At 34.4% G+C, this 24,903-nt stretch carries 22 protein-coding genes; 18 read left to right on the top strand and 4 right to left on the bottom strand.

Annotated features, from left to right (window positions below):
* The first annotated feature begins 174 nt into the window (after positions 1–174).
* The 11 genes from LB941_RS11130 to guaB all read left to right on the top strand — a co-directional run bounded on the left by LB941_RS11130 (position 175) and on the right by guaB (position 13,468).
* Positions 175–1,011, top strand: coding sequence for a homoserine O-acetyltransferase/O-succinyltransferase family protein (locus tag LB941_RS11130; protein WP_253362046.1), 837 nt, complete (start codon positions 175–177; stop codon positions 1,009–1,011).
* Between the two features lie 17 nt (positions 1,012–1,028).
* Positions 1,029–1,961 carry a cysteine synthase A gene (cysK, locus tag LB941_RS11135; RefSeq protein WP_253362047.1) on the top strand — a complete coding sequence of 311 codons (933 nt, stop codon included), beginning with the start codon at positions 1,029–1,031 and terminating at the stop codon, positions 1,959–1,961.
* A 289-nt stretch (positions 1,962–2,250) separates the two neighbouring features.
* Positions 2,251–2,808 (top strand): elongation factor P, encoded by a 558-nt coding sequence (gene efp, locus LB941_RS11140; RefSeq protein WP_253362048.1) that lies wholly within the window; start codon positions 2,251–2,253, stop codon positions 2,806–2,808.
* Between the two features lie 666 nt (positions 2,809–3,474).
* On the top strand, positions 3,475–4,521 hold the full coding sequence (locus tag LB941_RS11145) for a methionine ABC transporter ATP-binding protein (RefSeq protein ID WP_253362049.1): 1,047 nt from the start codon (positions 3,475–3,477) through the stop codon (positions 4,519–4,521).
* A complete protein-coding gene (locus tag LB941_RS11150; protein WP_253362050.1) occupies positions 4,511–5,200 on the top strand; it encodes a methionine ABC transporter permease in 690 nt (229 codons plus the stop codon). The genes LB941_RS11145 and LB941_RS11150 overlap by 11 nt, the downstream gene beginning before the upstream one ends.
* Before the next feature lie 44 nt (positions 5,201–5,244).
* Entirely contained in the window at positions 5,245–6,063 is an 819-nt protein-coding gene (locus LB941_RS11155) for a MetQ/NlpA family ABC transporter substrate-binding protein (protein ID WP_253362051.1), read from the top strand.
* A 211-nt stretch (positions 6,064–6,274) separates the two neighbouring features.
* Positions 6,275–7,642: a hemolysin family protein gene (locus tag LB941_RS11160; RefSeq protein WP_253362052.1), complete on the top strand. Its 1,368-nt coding sequence runs from the start codon at positions 6,275–6,277 to the stop codon at positions 7,640–7,642.
* Between the two features lie 113 nt (positions 7,643–7,755).
* Entirely contained in the window at positions 7,756–8,526 is a 771-nt protein-coding gene (locus tag LB941_RS11165) for a tyrosine-protein phosphatase (RefSeq protein WP_253362053.1), read from the top strand.
* A 9-nt stretch (positions 8,527–8,535) separates the two neighbouring features.
* Positions 8,536–8,934 carry a (deoxy)nucleoside triphosphate pyrophosphohydrolase gene (locus tag LB941_RS11170; protein WP_253362054.1) on the top strand — a complete coding sequence of 133 codons (399 nt, stop codon included), beginning with the start codon at positions 8,536–8,538 and terminating at the stop codon, positions 8,932–8,934.
* Entirely contained in the window at positions 8,924–11,794 is a 2,871-nt protein-coding gene (locus tag LB941_RS11175; protein WP_253362055.1) for a DUF3427 domain-containing protein, read from the top strand. The genes LB941_RS11170 and LB941_RS11175 overlap by 11 nt, the downstream gene beginning before the upstream one ends.
* A gap of 186 nt (positions 11,795–11,980) precedes the next feature.
* Positions 11,981–13,468 (top strand): IMP dehydrogenase, encoded by a 1,488-nt coding sequence (guaB, locus tag LB941_RS11180; protein WP_253362056.1) that lies wholly within the window; start codon positions 11,981–11,983, stop codon positions 13,466–13,468.
* Positions 13,469–13,672: 204 nt separating this feature from the next.
* Here guaB and LB941_RS11185 read toward each other — a convergent pair whose 3' ends face one another.
* The 3 genes from LB941_RS11185 to LB941_RS11195 all read right to left on the bottom strand — a co-directional run bounded on the left by LB941_RS11185 (position 13,673) and on the right by LB941_RS11195 (position 17,088).
* Positions 13,673–15,406: a putative glycosyltransferase family protein gene (locus LB941_RS11185; protein ID WP_253362057.1), complete on the bottom strand. Its 1,734-nt coding sequence runs from the start codon at positions 15,404–15,406 to the stop codon at positions 13,673–13,675.
* Positions 15,407–15,719: 313 nt separating this feature from the next.
* The gene (locus LB941_RS11190) at positions 15,720–16,382 is read right to left on the bottom strand and encodes a histidine phosphatase family protein (RefSeq protein ID WP_253362058.1); all 663 of its coding nucleotides are present in this window, start codon (positions 16,380–16,382) and stop codon (positions 15,720–15,722) included.
* A gap of 61 nt (positions 16,383–16,443) precedes the next feature.
* Positions 16,444–17,088, bottom strand: a complete 645-nt coding sequence (locus LB941_RS11195; protein ID WP_253362059.1) for a VTT domain-containing protein — start codon at positions 17,086–17,088, stop codon at positions 16,444–16,446.
* A gap of 189 nt (positions 17,089–17,277) precedes the next feature.
* On the opposite strand from LB941_RS11195, the gene helD reads away from it, so the two are divergent.
* The gene (helD, locus tag LB941_RS11200) at positions 17,278–19,578 is read left to right on the top strand and encodes an RNA polymerase recycling motor HelD (RefSeq protein WP_253362060.1); all 2,301 of its coding nucleotides are present in this window, start codon (positions 17,278–17,280) and stop codon (positions 19,576–19,578) included.
* Between the two features lie 238 nt (positions 19,579–19,816).
* Here helD and LB941_RS11205 read toward each other — a convergent pair whose 3' ends face one another.
* The gene (locus LB941_RS11205; protein ID WP_253362061.1) at positions 19,817–20,404 is read right to left on the bottom strand and encodes a GDSL-type esterase/lipase family protein; all 588 of its coding nucleotides are present in this window, start codon (positions 20,402–20,404) and stop codon (positions 19,817–19,819) included.
* Between the two features lie 152 nt (positions 20,405–20,556).
* On the opposite strand from LB941_RS11205, the gene coaA reads away from it, so the two are divergent.
* The 6 genes from coaA to LB941_RS11230 all read left to right on the top strand — a co-directional run bounded on the left by coaA (position 20,557) and on the right by LB941_RS11230 (position 24,902).
* Positions 20,557–21,480, top strand: a complete 924-nt coding sequence (gene coaA / locus LB941_RS11210) for a type I pantothenate kinase (RefSeq protein ID WP_253362062.1) — start codon at positions 20,557–20,559, stop codon at positions 21,478–21,480.
* A gap of 121 nt (positions 21,481–21,601) precedes the next feature.
* Complete coding sequence (guaA, locus tag LB941_RS11215; RefSeq protein WP_253362076.1) at positions 21,602–23,143, top strand: glutamine-hydrolyzing GMP synthase; 1,542 nt, start codon at positions 21,602–21,604, stop codon at positions 23,141–23,143.
* A gap of 109 nt (positions 23,144–23,252) precedes the next feature.
* Positions 23,253–23,573 carry a hypothetical protein gene (locus tag LB941_RS11220; protein ID WP_253362063.1) on the top strand — a complete coding sequence of 107 codons (321 nt, stop codon included), beginning with the start codon at positions 23,253–23,255 and terminating at the stop codon, positions 23,571–23,573.
* A gap of 218 nt (positions 23,574–23,791) precedes the next feature.
* Positions 23,792–24,037, top strand: coding sequence for a hypothetical protein (locus tag LB941_RS11225; RefSeq protein WP_253362064.1), 246 nt, complete (start codon positions 23,792–23,794; stop codon positions 24,035–24,037).
* Between the two features lie 216 nt (positions 24,038–24,253).
* On the top strand, positions 24,254–24,385 hold the full coding sequence (locus LB941_RS12550; RefSeq protein WP_275980036.1) for a hypothetical protein: 132 nt from the start codon (positions 24,254–24,256) through the stop codon (positions 24,383–24,385).
* 172 nt (positions 24,386–24,557) lie between these two features.
* Positions 24,558–24,902, top strand: coding sequence for a hypothetical protein (locus LB941_RS11230; protein ID WP_253362065.1), 345 nt, complete (start codon positions 24,558–24,560; stop codon positions 24,900–24,902).
* Position 24,903: the final 1 nt, after the last annotated feature.

Raw genomic sequence — 24,903 nt, forward strand, 5'->3', positions numbered from 1 at the left:
AATTACAATTGTAACAGAGAGTTATTTCTCTTTTTTGTCTTTTTTTATTTCTACCCACAAATACTTTACACTAACCTTAGCGAAAACGGTTGCTAGTTTGGCTAAATGTCATGTATAATGTAATTTGTGTACGAAAAGTAAGCTGTATAAATTATTAAAGAAGGGATAGATAGTATGTCCAATCAAGACGCACTGAAAATAGGAATCTTGAATTTGATGCATGATAAGGTGGATACTCAAAAAAGATTTACCCATGTGCTACAGCAAACAGGTAAGCAAGTAGAGTTAACTTATTTTTATCCTGTTGATCACTATCAAGATAAACCAGTTCCTGAGCTGGTTAGTGCAATCTCTGAACCATTGGATCTTAAACGTGTCGCTAGACTAGATGCATTTATTGTCACTGGGGCTCCTATTGAACAAATAGATTTTAATGAAGTCACTTATATTGCTGAATTGCAGGCACTATTTGATTGTTTAAATACCAATCATATTGAGCAATTATATGTCTGTTGGGGTGCAATGGCAGCGGCTAACTATTTTTATGGAATCGATAAATATCTCTTGAAAAACAAGCTTTTTGGAATATATCCACAGCTTATCTTAGAAGAAAATCCATTGCTAGCTGGGTTGGATCAAGGCTTTTTAGCACCACATGCTCGTTATGCTGAACTAGATTTGCAACAAGTTCAAACATCAACGTTACATGTATTAGCGACAACTGTGCAAAATGAATTATTTTTAGCAGAAAATCAAAAGCAACACCAAACATACCTCTTTTCGCATTTAGAATATGAAAAAGAGGCATTATTAAAAGAATATCAGCGTGAATTAGCAGCAAATCCAAAGAAAATGAATCAATTGGCTAAACCACAAAATTATTTTAAAGATGAAAGAGCAATGCAACAACCTCTATTTAGTTGGCAACAAGCGCAAGAAGGCTTTTTTGCTAACTGGATGCAAACAGTGTGTAAAAGCAAGATGAATAAATTTGTAAATGAACAATGTTAGAAAGAAGGAATATGGATATGAGTAAAATTTATGCTTCGGTTACAGAATTAATTGGTAATACACCAATTGTTAAATTACAACATTTAGTACCTAAAGATGCAGCAGATATTTATGTAAAGTTAGAATTTTTCAATCCAGCAGGGTCAATTAAGGATAGGATAGCTCTATCGATGCTTGAAGATGCTGAAAAATCAGGTAAATTAAAAACTGGCGGGACAATTATTGAACCAACATCAGGTAATACTGGTATTGGTTTAGCTGCAGTAGGCGCTGCTAAGGGTTATCAGGTTATTATTGTTATGCCAGATACAATGAGTGTTGAACGCCGTAAACTGATGCAAGGATATGGAGCAAAATTAATTTTGACGCCGGGTGCTGATGGAATGAAAGGCTCAATTGCTAAAGCAACTGAGTTAGTTAAAGAAAAGGGTTATTTTATGCCAATGCAATTTGAAAACCCGGCCAATCCAACTGTTCATGAAGAAAAAACAGGCAATGAGATTTTGGCAGCATTTGGTGATCAGCTACCAGATGCATTCGTTGCGGGTGTTGGGACAGGTGGAACTTTGACCGGTGTAGGGCATGCGTTAAAAGTGGTAGATAAAAACATCAAGGTTTATGCGCTTGAACCAGCAGAATCACCTGTCTTAAAAGAAGGTCATGGTGGTAAACATAAAATTCAAGGTATTTCAGCTGGGTTTGTTCCTGAAGTTTTAGATAAAGAAATATATGATGGTATTATTGAAGTTCCTAGCGATGCAGCGATTCAAACAGCACGTCAGACAGCATATCAGGAGGGCTTTTTGCCGGGTATTTCAGCTGGGGCTAATATTTATGGAGCCATTGAGATTGCTAAGAAACTTGGTAAGGGGAAAAAGGTTGTTACAGTAGCCCCTGATGGTGGAGATCGTTATCTTTCAACGGATTTATTTGCGGGATATGAAGATTAGCAAAAAGTATAAGAGAGTGGGATATTAACTGCGTTTAATAGTGTAAACCAGACAATTCCAGGCCTGAATTATCCGATATACTTTTTAGCTGAACTATTTTTGGCGTATTCGCTTTAAGACTTTTGATGGAAGCGAATAGATATTCATGTTAAACTAAGCTAATAGGTCAAATTTTAGAAATGGACGGGTGAACCCTTATGGTTTATTGTGGATTTGCATTATCTTTGGCACCACCATGTTCTTTGTTTCAATGGCAATAAAATATAATAATAGAAATGGAGAACATAGTATGGTAGAAGCAATAAATTTAAAAAGTGGTATGATTTTTGAAAAAGGCGGTAAATTGATAAAAGTTTTAGAAGCTAATCATCATAAACCGGGTAAGGGTAATACCGTGATGCAAATGAAGCTTAGTGATGTTCGTTCAGGTTCAATCGTGCAAACGACGATGCGTCCTTCAGAAAAAGTGGAATTAGCAATAGTTGATAAGAAACAAGCTCAGTTTTTATATCGCCAAGATGATCTTTTGTGTTTTATGGATATGGAAACGTATGAACAATATGAACTTCCAACGGATAATTTAGAAGAAACGTTAAAATATTTAATTCCTAATTTGCAAGTCCAATTAGATTTTTGTAAGGGTGAGTTAATTGGAGTACAGCTACCTGGAACAGTTGAGTTAAAAGTTGAGGAAACAGAACCTTTAATTAAGGGAGCAACAGCTGCGAGTGGTGGTAAACCAGCAACTATGGAAACAGGATTAGTGGTTATTGTGCCAGACTTTATTCAATCAGGTGAAACGTTAGTTGTTAATACGAGCAATGGAACTTATAAGCAACGAGCATAATTAGTAATAATATAAAAAAAGCGTATAGTAACGAGTCTGGTAAAAAATCAGACTCGTTTTATATTTTCCAGTAATTAGTGCCGAAAATTATGTGTAAGGAGCCATTAGTTAGAGTTAATCTCACAATCCGGGGGATTTCTCAGAGTATTTGATCTACAAATTAGTGTATTTTAGCTAAATACAATTTAGGTTACTTTTTAGATTAAGGCTGGATAAAGATTCACGGGCTAGTTAGTAACGATTTACAATTTTAGATACATTTAGAATTTAAGAATTAGTTGAAATGAAGGAATAAAGTTTATTTATTAAAAAATTAGCAGCTGATTAAAAAGAGTTGACAAAATATAAAATAAAAGGTAACATCAAGACGTTATAACTTAATAATAGTAAACGTAGAAGAGAAGAGTAGTTTATAGGTGTTAGTAACAGAGAACCTCAATTTGCTGAGATGAGGTCTAATGGATATAAATGAAGATGAGCTCTGAGTTTGATTCGTGGTGCAAGCTGCTAATCCGTTGAGATGCGATATAATTGAAGGCTTTAATATGAGCTATTGAGGTTGTCATTATGATGTGGCAATAAATAAAGGTGGTACCACGGTTTTTCGTCCTTGTAGAGGATGAAGGCTTTTTTTTTGGTCTAAATTTTGGAGGGAAAGTAAAGATTATGATAGAACTAAAAGATTTGACTAAGACTTTCCAAACGGATGATGGAGAGGTACATGCAGTTTCGGATGTTAATCTAACTGTCAACAAAGGTGAAGTTTTTGGAATTGTAGGTTTTTCAGGTGCAGGCAAGAGTACGTTAGTTAGAATGTTGAATGGGCTTGAGACACCAACTAGTGGTGAAGTTATTATTAATGGAACAAGGATTGATAATCTTGGTGGAACACAATTGCGTGAGAAACGACGCAAAATTGGAATGATTTTTCAACACTTTAACTTATTATGGTCACGAACCGTATTGCAAAATATCATGTTTCCATTAGAATTAACAAACTTAACGAAAAACGAACGCGAGAAAAAAGCGCAACATTTAGCTGAATTAGTAGGATTAGGAGATAGAATGCATGCTTATCCTTCACAACTATCAGGTGGACAAAAGCAACGTGTAGGAATAGCCCGGGCACTAGCTAATGATCCAGATATTTTAATTTCGGATGAGGCAACTAGTGCTCTTGATCCGCAAACAACAGATGAAGTACTAGAGTTATTGGAAGACATTAACAAAAAGTTGAAGTTAACAATAGTGATAATTACCCATGAAATGCACGTTATTCGCCGTTTGGCAGATACAGTTGCTGTGATGGAAGATGGAAAGGTGATTGAAAAAGGATCAGTTGCAGAGGTGTTTACGCACCCTAAAGAAGATTTAACGAAACGCTTTGTCAATGCTGAAATTGATCCAACCCAAACGGTTGATATTCGTGAGATAACCAAAGACTTATTACAAAAATATCCAGATGGATTATTAGTAAAACTAGCTTTTCATGGAGATCAAGTGCAACAACCTGTTGTAAGTGAAGTAATTCGGAAGTTTCCTAACTTGCAACTTAGTATTTTAGAAGGCGCAATTCATCAAGTAGCGGATAAAGCAACGACGATAGGGTCATTGTATATTCAATTATTAGGGCCTAAGGATGATATTGAAAAATGTTTGCAATTCTTACAAGAATTACGAGTAGAAACGGTGGTGATCCAAGATGAACAATAGTACCGGTTTTGCATCATATTTCCAATTTAAAAATGTTAATTGGCCTAATCTAGAAGCTGCAGCTTGGGAAACCATTTGGATGACAGTTGTGGCAGTTGTGATCGTTGCAATTTTTGGATTATTATTGGGATTACTATTGTTTGAAACACGAAATAGTAATAGTCCACTGATTAAGGCATTGAATTGGATTGTTTCTGCTTTTGTTAATATTTTTCGGTCAATTCCATTCATTATTTTAATAGTCTTGTTGTTAAATTTCACGCAAATTCTGGTTGGTTCTATTACAGGACCTAAGGCAGCAATTCCATCACTTGTCTTTTCAGCAGCTCCATTTTATGCACGCCTAGTTGAAATTGCTTTTCGTGAAGTTGATGCAGGTGTGATTGAAGCTGCGACAGCAATGGGAGCAACTAGATGGCAGATTATTTATAAGGTTTTAATTCCAGAAAGTTTGCCAGCTTTAATTTCTGGAATCACAGTAACAGCAATTTCCTTAATTGGTTATACAGCGATGGCTGGAGCAATTGGAGCAGGTGGATTAGGGCAACTAGCTTATACAGATGGATTCCAATCTTATAATAATGCCATTACATTAGCTGCAACAGTTGCAATTGTAATTATTGTTATGATTTTTCAGCTTATAGGTGATAGAGCTGTTAAACATGTTGATAAACGGTAGTTAAGTTAATTAAAATTATAAAAATTATTTGGGGGCATTACATTATGAAAAAAGCACGTATTTTTAGTTTTGTTACTGCAGTAGTGGCAGCAGCGGCATTGTTTGTCGGTGGGAGTAAAGTTGTAAAAGCAGATACAACTTTAACTGTTGGTGCATCTGCTAATCCACATGCTATTATTTTAAATCACGTTAAGAGTCAGCTGAAAAAAGAAGGCATTAACCTAAAAGTTAAAGTCTATGACGATTATATTATGCCTAATAAAGCATTAGCCAATGGTGATATTGACGCTAACTACTTTCAGCATATTCCCTTTTTAGACCAATGGAACAAGAAAAATAACGGGACATTGATTTCTGCCGGTAAGGTGCATTTGGAACCAATTGCTGTGTATTCAAAGAAATATAAGAGCTTAAAAGCTTTACCAAATGGGGCTAAGATTTATGTGTCAAGCAATACAGCTGATTATGGTCGTATTTTAAAGCTTTTCAAAGATGCTGGGCTAATTACTTTGAAAAAAGGAACCAAGATAACAACAGCAACATTTGATGATATTAAAACAAACAAGAAAAACTTGAAATTTGTGCATACTTTTGAAGCAAAATTGATGCCTAAACTATATGCTTCAAATGAAGCAGCAGCAACGGTTATCAATGCTAATTATGCTGTTCAAGCAGGATTAAATCCAACTAAAGACTCGATTGCACGTGAAAAGAGCACATCAGAATATGCAAATATTGTAGCAATTCGTAAATCAGAAAAAAACAACAAAGCAATCAAGAAGTTAATGGCGGCATTACAATCCAAATCAACACAAAACTGGATTAAAAAGCACTTCAAAGGAGCAATTTTACCTGCTAAATAATATCAGATTTGTTTAATTAATAGATGTGAACGAGGGAAATTTTATTTGTCTTGTTTACATCTATTATTGTTTTAGACGAACTAAATAATTTTTGGTTATAAAAATAAGCTAAAAACTATAGTCTATCGATTTTAATTCACGGTTTAAAATGTTATTATAGAAAGAGTAACTAAAAGTATAGCATGTAAGAATAAGAAATGAGGAATGTCAATTGCCAAGTGGTCAGGCGAGTCTCGATTTGATCATTGTCGTAGTAGTATTTTTCTTTGCAGCATTTTTTGTTGCTGCTGAATTTGCACTAGTTAGTGTACGAAAAAGCGCCCTTGAGAGTGCTTTAGAATCGGGCTCAGGAAATGAGCGCAAGTTGAAGTTAGCAGTAAAGATGACATCGAGTTTGAACGAATATCTTTCGACGACGCAAGTAGGAGTTACGTTGTCAGGAATTATTTTAGGTTGGATTGGGGCAGATTCTTTATCACGAATGTTAAAGGATTTATTTGAAACATTCAACTTAAGTCATACAACTGCGGTTGCAATTAGTGCAACTTTAGGTGTGGTGTTATTAACGTATTTGGAAGTTGTTTTGACAGAGATTGTGCCAAAAAACATTAGTATTGATAAGCCGATTCAGGTGATGATGTTTATTGTCACACCATTACATTACTTCCATATACTATTTTATCCTTTTGTGTGGTTGCTTAATGTATCGGCAACAGGAATTGTTAAAATGCTAGGGATGCAACCAGCGGGTGAAGAACAAGATATCCTATCACAAAATGAAATATTGAATATCTCTAAAACATCTGTTTCCGGTGGTGCTTTGGATAAAGAAGATTTAGTCTATATGCAAAGAGCCTTTGATTTTAATGATAAAGTTGCCAAAGATGTGATGATTGACCGAACAAGTTTAGAGGTTATTGATGTTACAGAAACGGTGCATGATGTGATTGCAGCATATTTAAAAGAGGGCTACACTCGTTTTCCAGTAGTTGCCAATAATGATAAAGATAAAATATTAGGATATGTGTATATTTATGACATGATTCGCCAAGCACAAGTTGACGATACAGTTCGCGTAAGTAAGTTATTAAGGACGATTATTACAGTTCCAGAAATAACTCCTATTCAAGATTTGTTACAGCAAATGATTAAAAAACAAACACCAATTGTGGTTGTCTTAGATGAGTATGGTGGAACAAGCGGAATTGTAACAGATCGCGATATTTATGAGGAATTATTCGGAACGGTTAAAGATGAAATTGATGATGTTTCTGGAGAGGATATCATTAAAGATAGCGATGGAACATATCGAATTTCAGGAAAAACAACATTGTATGATTTTGAACGTTATTTCCGCTATCGAAATGAAAGTTTTCAGGAATCTGATAGTGTGACAATAGCGGGATATTTATTGGAAAATTATAAGATTAAGCTTGGTAGTGTAGTTACAATTGGTGATTTTGAGATTACTATTACAGAATTTAAACGTAATTACATTGAATGGATGAAAGTTACACGTAAGCCACAAACTGAGCTTGAAGAAGATGTTAAAGTGCAAGAAGATAAGTACTTTGATTGATATTAAGGAGGAGAAGTTGAGAATAATGGTTCTCAAGCTCCTCTTTTTTACTAAATTTGGGTGTTAGTAAAAGGCATAATTGCGATTTTTAACGATAGAAAGGGTGAAATTTTATGGATAGAATATTACCGCTTAAAAGTGCAGTTAATTATAGAGAAATGGGTGGCTATAAGACTACAACTGGTTATACGACTAAATGGCATAAATTAATCCGCTGTGGCAGTTTAAGTTACTTATCAAAAAAAGATGTTAGCTATATATATGACTATGGAACACGGTATATTATTGACTTTCGTTCAAATAGTGAAACCTCAATTTATCCGGATAAAAAAATAGCTGGAGTAACGCATGTTAACGCTCAAGTTTATCCCTTTGAAAATTCGTTATTTAAGAATCTAGGTGTTATTGCTTCGATGAAATTAGGAAAGGTGAATTTTATTGATGAAGCATACGCTCAAATGCTAGTAGATCCGCATGCACAACAAGCTTATCGACAATTTTTTAAGTATTTGTTAGAAAACGATAAAGACGATGAAAGTTTAGTTTTTCATTGTACTGCTGGAAAAGATCGAACTGGTGTAGGAGCGTTTTTAGTGTTAAGTGCTTTAAAGGTTGAACAACAAACGATATTGGAAGATTATTTATTAACTAATTTGGCATATAGTCAAGAATCGACAGAACAGGTTAATAAGTTATTAACACATACTCCGGCTAACCAGTTAGCAGATAAATTAAATACTAGATTAGCTGTAAGTCAAGATAATTTTGAGATACTTAACAAGGTTTGTGTAACGCTATGTGGTAGTGTTGAGCAGTATCTAAAGATGAAGCTAGGTTTGACATCAGCAGATTTAACAAAGTTGCAACAAATTTACTTAGAATAGGAGTTAAAAATGGCAAAGATGATTAAAGCTGTGGCAGCAGTTATTCAAGATGAGCAGGGTAATATTTTATTAGGGAAGCGTCAGTTAAAAAGAGTTGGCGGAGGCTTTTGGGAATTTCCAGGTGGAAAAATAGAAAAAAATGAAACACCTAAAAATGCATTATTAAGAGAATTAGTTGAGGAGCTAGGGGATAAAGCCCAGATAGGCAAAGAGGTATTACCAGCTGTTGTATATGCGTATCCGTGGGGGACAGTTGAAATAAGTTTTTATTTTGCTAAATTACAAACACAAAATTTAACCACGGTGGCGGATAGTGAATTTTGTTGGGTTACACCCAAAAAAGCGAAAAAAATGAACGTTTTAGCGGCAACACGACCAGTACTAGAGGTATTAGAAAATGAGCAGTAGATTTGAGCAAACATTGACAGATAGTGTTTTGAACAGCTTTATTGATCAGACGCACTATCTTACTAATCGCGAGTTAGCCCCAAGCTTGATTACTAATACAGCAAAAGATAATACCTGGATGGCGTTAAGAGCACAATTAGAACACTGTAAAAGTTTTAGTTTTGCGGTAGCTTTTATTACTTTGGACATATTAGCCCCATTAAAAGTTATTTTGGCAGACTTAGCAATTAAAGGAATTAAGGGCCGGTTGTTGACTGATAATTATTTACAATTTAATAATCCCGCCGTGTTTGAAGAATTGTTAAAGTTAAAAAATGTTGAAGTCAGACTAGCACAAACACAAGGTTTTCATGTTAAGGGCTATTTATTTGAACATGAAAACTATACTAGTGCAATTATTGGAAGTGCCAATCTAACTCGTTCAGCGCTATTAGTAAATAAAGAATGGAATTTACAGGTTAATTCTCTGCAAAATGGACAATTAACAGAACAGTTTAAAAATGAATATCGAGCCCTTTGGCAAGATAGTATAGCTTTATCTGCTGAGTGGTTGGCAGAATATAAAAAGACGTATCAAGAACAAAAAAGAATAACTAGAGCAAAAGCAAATCTAGAAATAACACCGAATAAAATGCAAAAGCAAGCACTTTTAGCGTTAAGCGAATTACGAAAAACGGGAGCCAAGAGAGGCCTAGTTGTTTCAGCTACTGGAACGGGGAAAACATATCTAGCAGCACTAGATGTAAAACAGTATCAGCCACAAAGGTTTTTGTTTATTGTCCATCGTGAACAAATACTAAAAAAAGCGTGTGCCAGTTTTCAAACAATTATTGGTGGTCAAAAGGATGATTTTGGCTTTTTAGTGGGTCAAAAGCGACAGATTGGGGCAAAATATCTTTTTGCAACAGTCCAAACATTAGCTAAACCGGAAGTACAAGCTTTATTTTCTCCATCGGATTTTGATTATATTTTGATTGATGAGGCACATCGTAGTGGGGCTAAAAGTTATCAACAGTTATTTGCATATTTTAAACCTAAGTTTTGGTTAGGCATGACAGCTACACCTGAACGTAGTGATGATGTTAGTATCTTTGAACTGTTTGATTATAAAGTAGCTTATGAGATTAGATTGCAGGATGCACTTAGTGAGAATATGTTAGCTCCATTTCATTATATTGGATTACAAGATTATGAATACGCGGGCAAGCTGATTGATGATAAAACACCGTTGAACAAACTAGCTTCTAGTGAACGGGTTAATTATATTCTGAAGCAACTAAAATATTATGGAGATAGTAGTCTGAAGACACGAGGGCTAATTTTTTGTAGTCGTCAAGAAGAAGCCTTTGAGTTGGCAGAACTGTTAACAAAGCGCGGGCACAATAGTCAGGCATTAACTAATCAACAAAGTGTTATAACACGCCAAAATGCTGTTAAAAAATTAGAAAACGGTCAACTAGAATATTTGATAACTGTGGATATCTTTAACGAAGGTATTGATATTCCATGTGTTAATCAAGTGGTCTTGTTACGGAATACACAGTCAAGCATTGTCTTTATTCAACAATTAGGCCGCGGATTACGAAAGTATCCTAATAAAGAGTATGTAACAATTCTAGATTTTATTGGTAATTATAAGAATAATTACTTAATTCCATTGGCATTGTCTGGAGACAGGTCGTGTAGTCGTGATAATGCACGAACAACGCTGGCATTACAACAAACAATCGGTATTTCAACAATTAATTTCACAAAAATTGCGCAAAAACAAATCTATGCAGCGTTACAAGCTGTTAAATTAGATGCTTTGAAAAATCTACGTGAACAATATCGAGAGTTAAAAGCGCAGTTAGGCCGAATACCGCTGTTATATGATTTTCAGCGTTTTGGTTCGATTGACGCAAGAGTGTGGGCTAAAAACAATTCGTTAGATAACTATGCTAGCTTTTTACAAAAAGAAGGTGTGAAGTGCCAGCTATCCTTGTATGCGCAACAGGTACTAACGTTTGTAACCAAAGAATTAGTAAATGGAATGCGGGCACATGAATTAATCTTATTAGATATGTTAATGAGAAAAAATGAAGTTAGCAAAGAAGAATATCTAACTGAATTGAGGCAACACAACTGTTATATCTCAATGGATGTTTTGCAAAGTGTAAATCAAATCTTAATGTTGGATTTCTTTAGAATCAAAGCGGGTGCAAAGCTAAAGGCTGAACAGTATGGTGATAAACCGCTGATGCAATATCAAAACGACAGTTACTATTTAAATGGTGAATTACAGGCTTGCTTAAGACAGGAAGTTTGGTTTAAGCGATTATTTGAAGATGTGATAAAAACAGGTTTACTTATCACGCAAGAGTATAATCCAGCAAAGCAGTTTACCCGTTTTAAAAAGTATACGCGTAAAGATGTTTGTCGCTTATTGAATTGGCCCAAAGATGTTAGTGCCCCGATGTATGGTTATCGAGTAGGAGAAAAGGAATGTCCTATTTTTATTACCTATCAAAAAGCAACTGATATCAAAGCTGCTTTACGATATCAAAATGAATTTAGCACAAACGGAATCATTCGCTGGTTTACTAGAAGTCCACGGCATATGGATTCGACAGAAGTAAAACAGCTACTTACTGGTGTTAAAGAACATCGACAAAAAATCGTATTACAGCTTTTTGTTAAGCGTAGTGATGCTGAGGGCAAGGGCTTTTATTATTTAGGCAATGCGAATATTCTTCCTGATTCAATTAAAGAAGAACAGCTACCAATTCCAAATAAAAAAGCTAAGCAGGTTGTAGGAATGGATCTACAATTGCAACAAGCATTAAGTTCATACGAATATCGATTGTTGACAGGTGAATAAAGTACTTTTGAATTAAAAAACAAGTCGCTGATAGGTCTTGAAAAAACTATCAAGAAAAATGAATTAATAACTAGAAAAATTATAATAAAAGGTTGTTTTATAAAAAAAAGATTAGAACTCTTGCAATTGGTAAGTTTTTTTTGTACATTATAAAACAATAAAATAAATTTAAAGGAGAGTTTTGTAATGTCAAATTGGGATACAAAATTTGCAAAAAAAGGATTTACATTCGATGATGTTTTGCTGATTCCAGCAGAAAGTCATGTACTACCAAATGAGGTAGCGTTAGGTGTGCAACTAGCTAAAAATATTAAATTAAATATCCCAATAATTAGTGCAGGAATGGATACGGTCACAGAATCAGCAATGGCAATTGCAATGGCACGTCAAGGTGGATTAGGTGTAATTCATAAGAATATGACAATTGAGCGTCAAGCTGATGAAGTTCGCAAAGTGAAGCGTTCAGAAAGCGGTGTTATTATTGATCCTTTCTTCTTAACACCAGAGAATCCAGTGCGTGAAGCAGAAGCCTTGATGAAAAAATATCGTATCAGCGGTGTTCCAATTGTAGAAACATTAGAAAATCGTAAATTAGCTGGTATCATTACAAATCGTGATTTACGCTTTGTGACTGACATGAGTGAAAAAATTGGCGATGTAATGACCAAAGAAGTGTTAGTTACAGCACCAGAAGGAACATCTTTAAAAGAAGCAGAAGCAATTTTACAAGCACATAAGATTGAAAAACTACCAATGGTAGATAAAGACGGTAGATTAACTGGCTTAATTACCATTAAAGACATTGAAAAAGTTGTTGAATTCCCAGATGCAGCTAAAGACGAGCATGGTCGCTTGTTAGTAGCTGCAGCAATTGGCGTTACAAGTGATACCTTTGAACGTGCAACTGCATTATTAGATGCTGGTGCAGATGCATTAGTTATTGATACAGCGCATGGACATTCTGCGGGTGTTATTCGTAAAATAAAAGAGATTAGAGCTAAATTCCCAGAAGCAACTTTAATTGCCGGAAATGTAGCTACTGCAGCAGCAACAAGAGCTTTATATGATGTAGGTGTTGATGTTGTTAAAGTAGGGATTGGACCAGGTTCAATTTGTACAACACGTGTGGTTGCAGGCGTAGGTGTACCACAATTAACAGCTATATATGATGCAGCAGCTGTTGCACGTGAATATGGAAAAACAATTATTGCTGATGGTGGTATCAAATATTCAGGTGATATCGTTAAGGCAATTGCAGCCGGTGGTTTTGCAGTAATGTTAGGTTCAATGTTAGCCGGGACAGATGAAGCTCCTGGTGAAACAGAAATCTATCAAGGTCGTCGCTTTAAGACCTATCGCGGAATGGGTAGCCTAGCTGCTATGGATTCCTCACATGGTTCATCAGATCGTTACTTCCAAAGTGGTGTCAATGAAGCCAATAAGTTAGTCCCAGAAGGTATTGAAGGCCGCGTTGCTTATAAGGGTAGTGTTGCTGATATTATTTACCAAATGGTCGGTGGTTTACGCTCTGGAATGGGTTATTGTGGCTCTGGTGATTTGAATAGTTTGCGTGAAGATGCACAATTTGTCCAAATTACAGGTGCCGGTTTAATTGAATCACACCCACATGACGTTCAAATTACCAAAGAATCACCTAACTATACACGAAAATAAGAGATGCTTTTCTAAAAAAACGCATCTGAGATTTTATCTCGGATGCGTTTTTTATTTGATATGTGGTACTAATAGATGTATCCCAAGATAGCTATGGGTGCATAAGCCAGGGTAGCCTAGATAATTTAAATCCCGACTATCTAAGAGGATAAAGTTAGTGCTTACTAACTAATTGCGTTTTGTACTACGCGCATTATATAAATATTAATGCGGTAATTTTATTTTTGGAGTAAGCATATATCTTTTTGTTAGTTTAAAGCGATTATAGCATAGGTATAGTAAACAAATTAACCAAGTCAGTAAAGTTATAACTAAAACAAAATTAAACCAACTACCGATATTATAACTAACAACTAAACGGTTCTTTCCTGCATGTTGCATTACGACCGGGGTTCCAATATCAGACAATTCATACTGATGTTTTGTTAGTTTTTTATTGTTTAAGACTAAACTGGTTTTATCATACTTAATTACAGGGACACTGATTGGCTCTTTTTTATCACCATACCAGGTGATAATCAATTTGTTTTTTGAAACAGTTTTTGTAAAGTAATCGCTAGGCCAAATAATGAAATATTCATATAAATCATAATTTCCTTTTTTATTATCATGATAGCTAGGTAAATAATCCGGTGTTTTCTTTTGAACTAAAGACAATAACTCGGCTAAATTTGTTGAATACAGTGAGTTACGAATTTTAGTAGTACTCCTAGTATCAAAGACAAAGGTGCTTTCATCTTTGATGGGATCATTATGCGTTAACCAGCGTTCATAACGATTATTTAGTAGTAACATAGTTTGAATGAAGCCAACTAATACTAATAAACACAAAATAGGATAGATAATCCTAAAATGATGTTTAGATAACTGTTTGGAGAGAATCGTTCCACATAAAACACAAGCTAAAATTGTTGGAATTACAAAGAAACGAAATGGAAATTGGAAAATCTCAAGCATTTTTATTTTGTATTTTGTAATAAAATACCATGGAAAAAGACTGGTAGATAATAACAAAAAGGTGAAAAAAGTACCAGTTGTAATCTTTAACAAGGGTGAATAATTATGCCAAAACTTAAAAGAAATATAGATTAAAGCAATTATTATTAAAGCAAGTGGTATTGGCGTAAACAGCCAGTACATACTGCGTTCGGTAATGCTGTAAAGATACATATGCTTGTTTGTAAATGGTAATATTAAATTATTTGATGATGTAACAGCTAATAAAACTGTCCAAACATTTAATGTGAGAATTAAAAATAAACTAATAGCTATAACAAGTTTAAGAATATCTTTTTTTCTGGTTGGTGAGGTTATTAAGCCGTAGCCAAAAAAAGGAAGATAAGTTAGTACCAAAAAAACAGTGCTTAAGACATGTACTTGAAGTAATAATGAAACACAGCAAGCAAGTTTGATGGCGTTAAGCTCATGTGTTTCAGCGTATTTAAAAGCAGGAATCAAGGCAAGCGGTGTAAAAGCAGCACCCCAACTGGTAAAGCCTTGCCGTAAAGTCCAGTATTGAATACAAAAAGTAGTCAAATAAAAACAAGATAATGTCACAGCAACACGAGCTTTGATGTGGACAGTGCGTAATAAAGCATACATTGAAAAACTTGCGATAAGGTTTAAAACAAGGCGAGAAAGCATTTGGTAGTTATACCAGGTTTTAGCTAATAAAACCAAACCACCTTGGAAATAAGCGAAAAGTGGCCCATATAAGGCATTGACGATACGTCCAGATTGTTGAAAACCATAGGTAGAAATAAAATAGTGGAAATTGCCAGTTTTTATTTGCATAGCGGCATCATAAAATCGATTATAGTGAAAAAGAAAATCTTCGCCTAAGATTACTCCACCAGTAAGATATTGAGGTAAGACAAGCAACAAAGAAAATGTGATTAAAGAGCCACTTATTAATAACCGACGTTGGTATTTTTGCATGAAGATACGTCCTTCCAAAAAAGAGAATAGATCAAGCAACAAAGAGACATAATCAATAAGGAAGGTTGAGTAAGTTAAAATTAGTCTACCTTCCTTAGATATTGGTGAAATCCTTGAGCTTTGAAACACAGCATGAAGTGAGGATATTTAGCGAAGACTAAATAAAAACTGTGCTATTCTCTTTTGATGTCTATATTATGCTAGCAGTTAGTTAAAAAGATACGATAGACTTACTAACAAATTTTTGTAAACAATAGTTCATTTTCCCTTAAGATTTTACAAATCTTTATTGTTAAATATTAAAAACTATTATTTAATAAGTATCTGTATCTAAGTAATGATTAAAATAAGCAACGTTAACACTATCATTAGTCAGGACTAGTTTTGAAACACAGCCATTTTTAGGACTAATACTAATATCGATGGTGGGGTCAAAGTGATGAATGATACTGCGAATAGTTGTTCCATGGCTAACAATTAAGATGTTTTGATTATCATGGGCAATATTTTTAACTTTAGCAAAACCTTCATCAAGTCGTTGCCAGAATTCAGCATTGTTTTCGGCATTATTAAAAGGATCAGCAGCTTTAGCAAAATCGCGGGCTTCTTCAATAGAGTATTTTTCAATTATCTCAGCAAAAGTTTTACATCCATGCGAACCGCCAATTATAAACCATGCATTACCGGAATCAGCACCTTCAAAATAGCCATAGCCTTGTTCTCTAAAGTTAGCTAATTCAATAGGTTGTGGGAGTGTATTTTTATTTTCACTTAAAACACCCTCACATGTTGTAGCAGCACGCATTGTATCACTATGAAAAGCATGATCAAACTTGATATGTGCAAGTCTTTTACCAGTAGTATGTGCTTGTTTCACTCCTAAATCGGTCAAAGATGAATCACACCAACCTTGCATTCTGTTGTAGCGGTTTAAAATTGTTTGCCCATGACGGACAAGATAGATATTAAATGACATAATAAATCCTTTCGTTGTTAAACATATATTCATCTTAGTATAGCATATTTAAAATGATGCCTTAAATTTGTGTCTCTTTTTTACGGCGCAAGAATTTTATTAAACCAAATATTGCGCTAGGAATAATAGCCAACAAAGCAATACCAATAAAGATTAGCGAGAAATGTTGTTGGACAATCGGAATTCTTCCAAAAAAGTAGCCAGTGATTACAGCAACGCCAACCCAAAGGGAGACACCTAACAGATTGTATAAAGAAAAACGACTAAACTTCATATGAACTGTTCCTGAAATTAAAGGAATAAAAGTTCTAATAAAAGGAACAAACCGTCCAAATACCACCGTTTTACCTCCGTGTCTTTTAAAGAAACGTTGAGCTGTTAGAAGTTTTGAAACAGGAATGTATCGCTTGAAGATAGTTAATCGTTCTAGGTGACGACCAATTGTGTAGTTGACGGTATCACCAAGTAACGCAGCAAAAAAGAAGACGGCAGTAAGCTTGTAGATATCAAGCGTATTAGCATCAACTGCGGCAATCGAACTAGTAAAAAAGATTAACGATTCACCTGGTAAGTATGGGAAAACCACTAGGCCTGTTTCTGCAAAAATAATGAGGAAGAACAGCAAGTAAGACCAATTGCCACTGGCCTGAACTAGTGGAAACAGTGTTTGATTAAAATGTAAAATTGTATGCACGACTTGCTGCAAAAAAATACCTCCTTTGATAGCTCTTTTCTTAAGATTAGAACGAATTTAGATAAAATGCTAGTCGGAGTGCTTAAAAATTAAAAAGTTCAAAGTTTCTTTACCTATGTTAAAAATAACGTAATAGTTGCTTGAAACTTCTTTTATGTGATACAATTATTTACCAGAAAATTTGTGACGGGGAGAGATAGAATGGTCAATGTAAAGAAGCAAGAACAGCAACATATGGATGATGTTGTTGCTAAGATTCGCAGTGCTGAGGATAGAGATAGACAAGACATTGCAGAAGTTCAAGAAGATCGACGTGCAATTCAAGCCGACTTTTCTAATAACGTTCGTATCAAAGTTGGCACTTACTCAGGGATGATGGAAACTGCATTAACTGTTCGCCAACAGCAAAAGTTACTTGAAGAACGTGAAAATAATTGGAAACAAGCAAGTCAACATTTAGAAATATTAGAGAAATTAGAAAAAAAGCCTTATTTTGCAAGGATAGACTTTCAAGAAGAAGGCGAACCTAAATCAGAGAAAATTTATATTGGCCTAGCTACTTTTGCCGATAAACCAGATAATTTTTTGATTTATGATTGGCGTGCACCAATATCGAGTATTTATTACGATGGTGGTGGCTTGGGTAATGTAACCTACATGACACCCGACGGAAAACGAAATGTTAATCTAACTTTGAAGCGCCAATTCATGGTAGAAGATGCCAAAATAAGTGTTGTTTTTGATACAGATGAAACAGTTGGCGACCAGATGCTGTTAGAAGTGTTGGATGAAAATGCTGATACGAAAATGAAAAGTATCGTAACGACGATTCAGCAAGAACAAAATAAAATAATTAGAGATACAGATGCAGAATTGTTATTTGTGCAAGGAGCAGCTGGTTCAGGAAAAACATCGGCTGTTTTACAGCGAATCGCATTTTTACTATATCGTTATCGCGGTAAATTAACATCGAGTCAAGTTGTTTTATTTTCACCTAATCAATTGTTCAACGATTATATTGATCAGGTTTTACCAGAATTAGGTGAGCAAAATATGTTGCAGATGACGTATTATCAACACGTACAACGCCGACTACCTAAAATACATGTGGAAACTTTGCAAGAACGTTTTGAAGAAGAACAAAATGAATTAAACAAAAAATTGAAAGTTTTAAAAGATAGTTTAAAATTTTTCGACGTAACAACGGCGTATACTAGATACTTGGAAACAAATGGCGTTCGTTTTAGAGATATTAAAATCGGGAGCGAAATCTTTTTTAAAAAGGAACATATTCGTAAAATATATTATAGTTTTAATGAAAATTATCATTTGCGTAATAGACTCTCGGCAACTAAAGAACGTTTGATTAAAGAATTAAATAGTAGAATCAATAAGCTAGCACGGACAGATGAGGTTCAAAAAGAAATTCAAGACTTAAGCCAAGAACAATTGAATAAGTTGTATGGGGATCGCCCCCGTAATTTTGCGAATGCAGAAAAAGAAATGAATTTCTTAGGTCATCAATATGTAATGCGGGAATTTCAAGGTGTACATCGTGCGATTATTAAAAATCGGTTTATTAATATAAATGCACAATACATTAATTTTTTACGTAGTGTACCTGATTTAGTAGATTTGAATAAATTTGCTTTGAGTATAGATGAATGGCAATTACACATAAGTAAAGTTAGGGATAACTTAAAGCAAAAGAAACTTTCATTGACAGATGTCACTTCATATTTATATTTATATGATTGTATTACCGGTAAACGCGGTGAAAATGACATCAAACAGGTTTTTATTGACGAGATACAAGACTATACGGCTTATCAACTGGCTTTTTTGAAACAAGGATTTCCACGTGCCAAATTTACGATGCTAGGCGATTTGAATCAAGCAATTTTTACACACGAAAATAGCCACAGCTTATTAAGTGAATTAGGGACAATGTTTGATGCTAAAAAGACAAAGGTTGTTCAACTCACGAAGTCATATCGCTCAACACAACAGATTACTGATTTTACAAAAGAAATCTTATTAGATGGTGAATCAGTGACGGCATTTGAAAGAAAAGGTGAGAAGCCACAGTTAACAAGCGCAGTGGATGAAGCAATCTTGGTTGAAGATGTAGCTAAGTGTTTACAAAAAAATACAGCTGATAAGTTAACGACGGCGATTATTGGCAAGAGTTTAGCCGAATGTGCTCAATTAACGGAGGCTTTAAAACAAAAAGGAATTCAAACAACGTTGATTAAAACGGAAAATCAACGATTAGCGAATGGAACAATTATTGTACCAGCATATTTAGCAAAAGGGTTAGAGTTTGATGCAGTTATTATGTGGCAAGCTAATGCAGCAAATTATAATGATGATAGTGAGCGACAATTAGTTTATACTATTTGTTCGCGGGCGATGCATCGTCTTGATATTTTTGCGACCGGTGATTTTACGCCATTGTTTGAACGAATCAATCCAGAATTGTATAATATTAAAAAGTATTAGTGGAATTTAGGAAGTAGCAAATCAAAAAGAGTCTGGAATATGCAGCATGTTCCTAACGTTAAAAACGTTAGGAATACACGCTGATAAAAATTCCAGACTCTTTTATTTTTGAATATTGTGCACTGAAAGGCAGTTAGCTATGCCTAATCTTTGTAATTCGATAATTCATAGATTTTTTGGCTTGTGCAACTGCTGTGGGTGCTATTTTTTAGGATATAGTTTGCATATAAGCTTAATTTTAGAAATTTAAGGTGATATTATTTTTAGTAATATCAGCCAGTCTTGTTCTAATAATGTCACGTAAATTTTTAGTGAGGAGGTCATATGCCAATGCTGAATAATGTAATTCATCCACTTGCAGTAATTGTGCAGGAATATTGGCAAGCATTATTTTGTGCCAGTTTAAGCAAGGAATATCAAGCCTTTGAGCTAAGTCAAAAGTTGCTTTTGCATAAGCAGCCATCTGTTTGTCTGGACGATGGTCTTGATGTGAAGGGCCTGCAACACCCGGAGTAATTAGGATACATTTTTTAGTGCCAATTGTTTGACAGATTTTTTTAAGATTATTGGTATAATCACTTAAACTTGTTTGTTCATCTGCAACATCATTTGTGCCAAAAAAAATAGTTACTAATGTAGGATCTACTTCTAAAACATCGGCTTGAAGACGGTCGAGTGCATTACGAGTTATATCCCCAGGAACACCACGATTAATAAATTCTGTTTCTGGAAAATAGTTTTGTAATTTATGTGAGAAGATAGCTGACGGATAACCATCAGTCACTCCTGCGGTGATACTATCACCAAGTAATACGATTCTATTCATTTATTTAACTAACCTTTCTGTAATTCTAAATTTTTCAACTATGAAATGGCACAATATATTGTAACGCAAAAATTTATTTTATGAAAGCAAGAAAGCGGTTATCTACATATGTTATAATGTTTAGGTAAATCGAGACAAATTGAGGTAACGTAATGGAAAACCAGTTAAATTACTACAAGATTTTGCGAAACGAATGGAAGGAGTTTTCTAGAGATCGGATTGTTCCACTGACACAGGGTGAACTAGCTCATATTCTGTCTTTGAATGACCGTATATCCCAAGATGACGTTAAAGAAGTATATATGCCATTGGTACATTTGATTGGGTTACGCTGGAAAATTCAGCAACAAAAACTAGTTCAACAAGCGCAGTTTCTTGGTAAAAAGCGACCGCAAAAAGTACCGTTAGTTATTGGAATTGCTGGCTCTGTAGCGGTTGGCAAGAGTACGACAGCACGACTATTAAAGACATTATTAAAAGAAATATATCCAACTAAAAAAATTCAATTAATTACAACAGACGGTTTTTTATATTCAACAGCAGAGTTAAAAAGACGCCATATTTTAGCTCGCAAGGGATTTCCTGAAAGTTATGATATGGATCGTTTGCTGCATTTTATGGATGATGTAAAAAATAATTTACCAGCTAAAGCACCAGTCTATTCACATAATGTTTACGATATAATAGCTGGCGAATACGAAGTAATTGAAGATGTTGATATTTTAATTGTAGAGGGAATTAATGTTTTACAGTTACCGTCTAATCAGCAGTTATATATTAGCGATTATTTTGATTTTTCTATTTATGTCGATGCCAAAGAAGAGTTAATTAAGCAATGGTATCTAGAAAGATTTGATATGTTACTGGATATTGCAAAAAAAGATCGCAAAAACTATTATTATGGCTATGCAATTGGTGATCGCTCTGCGGCTGATGCCATGGCTTTAGATGTTTGGCAAAAGATAAATCATCCTAATTTACACGAATACATCTTGCCAACAAGAAATCGAGCTGATTTAATTATGTCAAAAGGGAAAAATCACTTAATAAGCGAACTATATTTGAAAAAATATTAGAAAAATACTAGAAATGTTTAGAAGTTGCTCTAAAAAGATTGACCTTATCTATGTTCATCGTTAAAATGAACTATAGCAAAGCAAATAAATTAATGAGGTGGATATCTTGGCTAATGTTGATATGCAGGCTTTCGATGAAATTATTGTCTTGGACTTTGGAAGTCAGTATAACCAATTAATCACACGTCGGATTCGCGAATTTGGTGTTTACTCAGAGCTATTGTCACACAAACTGACAGCAGCGCAAATTAAGAAGATGGCTCCTAAGGGAATTATCTTTTCAGGTGGACCTAACAGCGTATACGATAAGAATGCATTTGAAGTTGATCCTGAAATTTTTAATTTAAACATACCTATTTTAGGTATTTGTTATGGAATGCAATTGATGGCATACAATTTACCAGGTGGTAAAGTCGAAAATGCATCGAACAAAGAATATGGTAAAGCTGATATTACGGTAAAAGATGACCAGGCTGTTATGTTCAAAGAACTTCCTGCAAATCAAACAGTATGGATGAGCCATGGAGATTTAGTAACAAAAGCGCCAGATGGTTTTAGTGTTGTAGCGACAAGTGAAAACTGTCCCATTGCTTCAATCTCAAATGATGCCAAGAAATTTTATGGCTTACAATTTCACCCAGAAGTGCGTAACACAGAATATGGTAATGATATTTTGCGCCATTTTGCTTTTGATGTCTGTGAGGCTAAAGCAAATTGGTCAATGGATGATTTCATTAACATGCAAATCGAAAAAATTCGGGCAACAGTTGGCAATCAAAAAGTCTTATTAGGCCTTTCAGGTGGAGTAGATTCTTCAGTTGTTGGTGTTTTACTACACAAGGCAATTGGTAGTCAATTAACGAGTATTTTTGTTGATCATGGCCTATTGCGTAAAGGCGAAGCAACGCAAGTTATGGATAGTTTAAGCGGCAAATTTGGTTTAAACATTATTAAAGTTGATGCTAAAGACCGCTTTATGAGCAAGTTAGCTGGTGTTTCAGATCCAGAAAGAAAACGTAAAATTATTGGTAATGAATTTATCCAAGTTTTCGATGATGAAGCAACAAAACTACAAGGAATTAAGTTCTTAGCTCAAGGAACATTATATACGGATGTGATTGAATCTGGGACTGATACAGCTCAGACAATTAAGTCACACCATAATGTTGGTGGATTACCTGAAGACATGCAATTCAAGTTAATCGAACCTTTAAATACATTATTTAAAGATGAAGTTCGTGAATTGGGTGAAAAGCTAGGCATGCCACATGAATTAGTTTGGCGTCAACCATTCCCAGGTCCTGGTCTAGGAATCAGGGTTATTGGTGAGATTACAGAAGAAAAATTAACCATTGTTCGTGACTCAGATCTTATTTTACGTGAAGAAGTTGCTAAACATGGGTTAGACAAAGAAATCTGGCAATACTTTACTGTTCTACCAGGAATTCGTTCTGTTGGTGTTATGGGTGATGGACGCACATATGATTATACAATTGGGATTCGAGCAGTTACCTCCATTGATGGCATGACCGCTGATTTTGCACAAATTCCATGGGATGTCTTGCAAGAAATCTCGGTTCGAATTGTTAATGAAGTAGATCACGTTAATCGCGTAGTGTATGATATAACGTCTAAGCCACCTGCAACGATTGAATGGGAGTAATAAATGAACCGTTTTAGCTTAGTTAGCAATTGCTTTCTAAGCTATTTTTAAAGGAAGAGCTAACAAAAAGCTAACATTAAAGGAATAAAAAAGAAAGTAGGTGAGGAGAATGGAAAAAGAGAAAGAATCACAAATGATTGTTACAGTCCGAGTAAAGCAAAAAGCTGCAGACTTGTATAAGGCTATAATGATTGAAAATGATATTACGGTAACTGATGATTTAGTAAGTCACATGATAAAGCAAATCAATCAATATATGTTATTAGAAAGTGAGTTACAGATTGATGACAAAAATCTTTCTAAATTAAATGTGCGTGTTGATAGAGATTTGTATAAAAAATATAAAATTAAAATGACTTTAAACCATACTACTCCGACAGCAGATATTACTCGTTATGTGATGCATATTATAGAGAGTAAGGGAAAATAAAAAATAGTTGGATAAGTAAAGCAGAATTTAAAAATTCTGCTTTTTTATTTAGACTTATTGACTTACAAAAGACAATAGTGTATCTTATTAGTAAGGCAAGAAGTCTTTAAGCCAGAAAAGAGGGTAGCTAAATATTTCTAGAAGAATTAGAAGAAATTGAAAAAGAGGAAGGGAAAGAAATAAATTTTGAAAACTGGGATAAATTGGAGGAGTTAATTATGAAAAAGAAAGTTTTTATTGATTTTGAAGGTATAAAAAATGCGAATGAAGACGCAATATTAAGAGCATTTGGAAGGTCAAGTTTAAATCAAAATCAGAAAGAAGAATTTTGTTCTTTACTTGATGAAGAAATGAATTATGGTAAAATCAAAATTCTAACTTTAGAAGCTGAAGGGCCGAAGGAATTTATTTTGGGGCAACATGATGGTGAAGTGAGAGCGTTAATATTCACATATCAGGATTAATAATTATGAAAAAATAGTTGGATAAGTAAAGCAGAATATTTAAATTCTGCTTTTTTTGTTAAACCTTATTGACTTACGTAAGGCAATGGTATATCTTATTAGTAAGGCAATAAGCCTTTAAGTTAAGAAGGGAGATAGCTAAATATTTCTAGAGGAATTAGAAGAAATTGAAAGAGAGGAAGCGAAAATAGAAATTGGAATATAAGGGGGATATTTATGAATTGTAGTGTCATTGAAGAAGTGCATGCAATACCGTTCGTACTTCGGCCATTGATTGATGACTTTTTTCAAGTTAAAGAAGCTCGAGAACTTAATCGCCTATTGAATGAAAGTATTAAAAAAACTTGATGGAAATACCAAACCAGCAAATAGCACTCGCTTATTCCGTAGATGAGGCACTTCAAAGATTTAACAATATCTCAATAGGGAAAAAGATAGTGTTCCGTCATTTATTAGAAAAAAGAATTTGTAGTTTTATAGCGTTTAATAAAGAATTGTTGAAAAATTAGGAGGAATAAAAATGATTAATTTTAAGGATTTAGATGTAGTGGATGTTTTAAGAATATATACAATTACTGGTGCTAATTTTAATAGAATGAGTAATATCGCAGTTTCAAAGCGTTGGAGCACAAGAATTGATGAGGAGCGGTTATTAGAAGCTTGTGAAGAACTAAGTTCACAAACTAATGGTTACACAAACCAATTTGAGTTCATTTGCAACGTGCAAGCGTTTATAGAAAATTCTAAAAATTATGTTCATAACAAAAATTGCACAATTCTTTTAAAGGATTTTTTAGATAAAGAGAAAAAAATCTATATTAATTCTTATGTATATAACAAGCCTGAAGAAAATGAGGAGGAATAAT

The organism is Ligilactobacillus ubinensis (assembly GCF_024160875.1).
In the GTDB taxonomy this organism is placed as follows: domain Bacteria; phylum Bacillota; class Bacilli; order Lactobacillales; family Lactobacillaceae; genus Ligilactobacillus; species Ligilactobacillus ubinensis.

Excerpts from the sequence above, each read along its gene's own strand:
- LB941_RS11130 (WP_253362046.1), top strand. The coding sequence starts at position 175 with ATGTCCAATCAAGACGCACTGAAAATAGGAATCTTGAATTTGATGCAT.
- cysK (WP_253362047.1), top strand. The coding sequence starts at position 1,029 with ATGAGTAAAATTTATGCTTCGGTTACAGAATTAATTGGTAATACACCA.
- efp (WP_253362048.1), top strand. The coding sequence starts at position 2,251 with ATGGTAGAAGCAATAAATTTAAAAAGTGGTATGATTTTTGAAAAAGGC.
- LB941_RS11145 (WP_253362049.1), top strand. The coding sequence starts at position 3,475 with ATGATAGAACTAAAAGATTTGACTAAGACTTTCCAAACGGATGATGGA.
- LB941_RS11150 (WP_253362050.1), top strand. The coding sequence starts at position 4,511 with ATGAACAATAGTACCGGTTTTGCATCATATTTCCAATTTAAAAATGTT.
- LB941_RS11155 (WP_253362051.1), top strand. The coding sequence starts at position 5,245 with ATGAAAAAAGCACGTATTTTTAGTTTTGTTACTGCAGTAGTGGCAGCA.
- LB941_RS11165 (WP_253362053.1), top strand. The coding sequence starts at position 7,756 with ATGGATAGAATATTACCGCTTAAAAGTGCAGTTAATTATAGAGAAATG.
- LB941_RS11170 (WP_253362054.1), top strand. The coding sequence starts at position 8,536 with ATGGCAAAGATGATTAAAGCTGTGGCAGCAGTTATTCAAGATGAGCAG.
- LB941_RS11175 (WP_253362055.1), top strand. The coding sequence starts at position 8,924 with ATGAGCAGTAGATTTGAGCAAACATTGACAGATAGTGTTTTGAACAGC.
- guaB (WP_253362056.1), top strand. The coding sequence starts at position 11,981 with ATGTCAAATTGGGATACAAAATTTGCAAAAAAAGGATTTACATTCGAT.
- LB941_RS11185 (WP_253362057.1), bottom strand. The coding sequence starts at position 15,406 with ATGCAAAAATACCAACGTCGGTTATTAATAAGTGGCTCTTTAATCACA.
- LB941_RS11190 (WP_253362058.1), bottom strand. The coding sequence starts at position 16,382 with ATGTCATTTAATATCTATCTTGTCCGTCATGGGCAAACAATTTTAAAC.
- helD (WP_253362060.1), top strand. The coding sequence starts at position 17,278 with ATGGTCAATGTAAAGAAGCAAGAACAGCAACATATGGATGATGTTGTT.
- LB941_RS11205 (WP_253362061.1), bottom strand. The coding sequence starts at position 20,404 with ATGAATAGAATCGTATTACTTGGTGATAGTATCACCGCAGGAGTGACT.
- coaA (WP_253362062.1), top strand. The coding sequence starts at position 20,557 with ATGGAAAACCAGTTAAATTACTACAAGATTTTGCGAAACGAATGGAAG.
- guaA (WP_253362076.1), top strand. The coding sequence starts at position 21,602 with ATGCAGGCTTTCGATGAAATTATTGTCTTGGACTTTGGAAGTCAGTAT.
- LB941_RS11220 (WP_253362063.1), top strand. The coding sequence starts at position 23,253 with ATGGAAAAAGAGAAAGAATCACAAATGATTGTTACAGTCCGAGTAAAG.
- LB941_RS11225 (WP_253362064.1), top strand. The coding sequence starts at position 23,792 with ATGAAAAAGAAAGTTTTTATTGATTTTGAAGGTATAAAAAATGCGAAT.
- LB941_RS12550 (WP_275980036.1), top strand. The coding sequence starts at position 24,254 with ATGAATTGTAGTGTCATTGAAGAAGTGCATGCAATACCGTTCGTACTT.
- LB941_RS11230 (WP_253362065.1), top strand. The coding sequence starts at position 24,558 with ATGATTAATTTTAAGGATTTAGATGTAGTGGATGTTTTAAGAATATAT.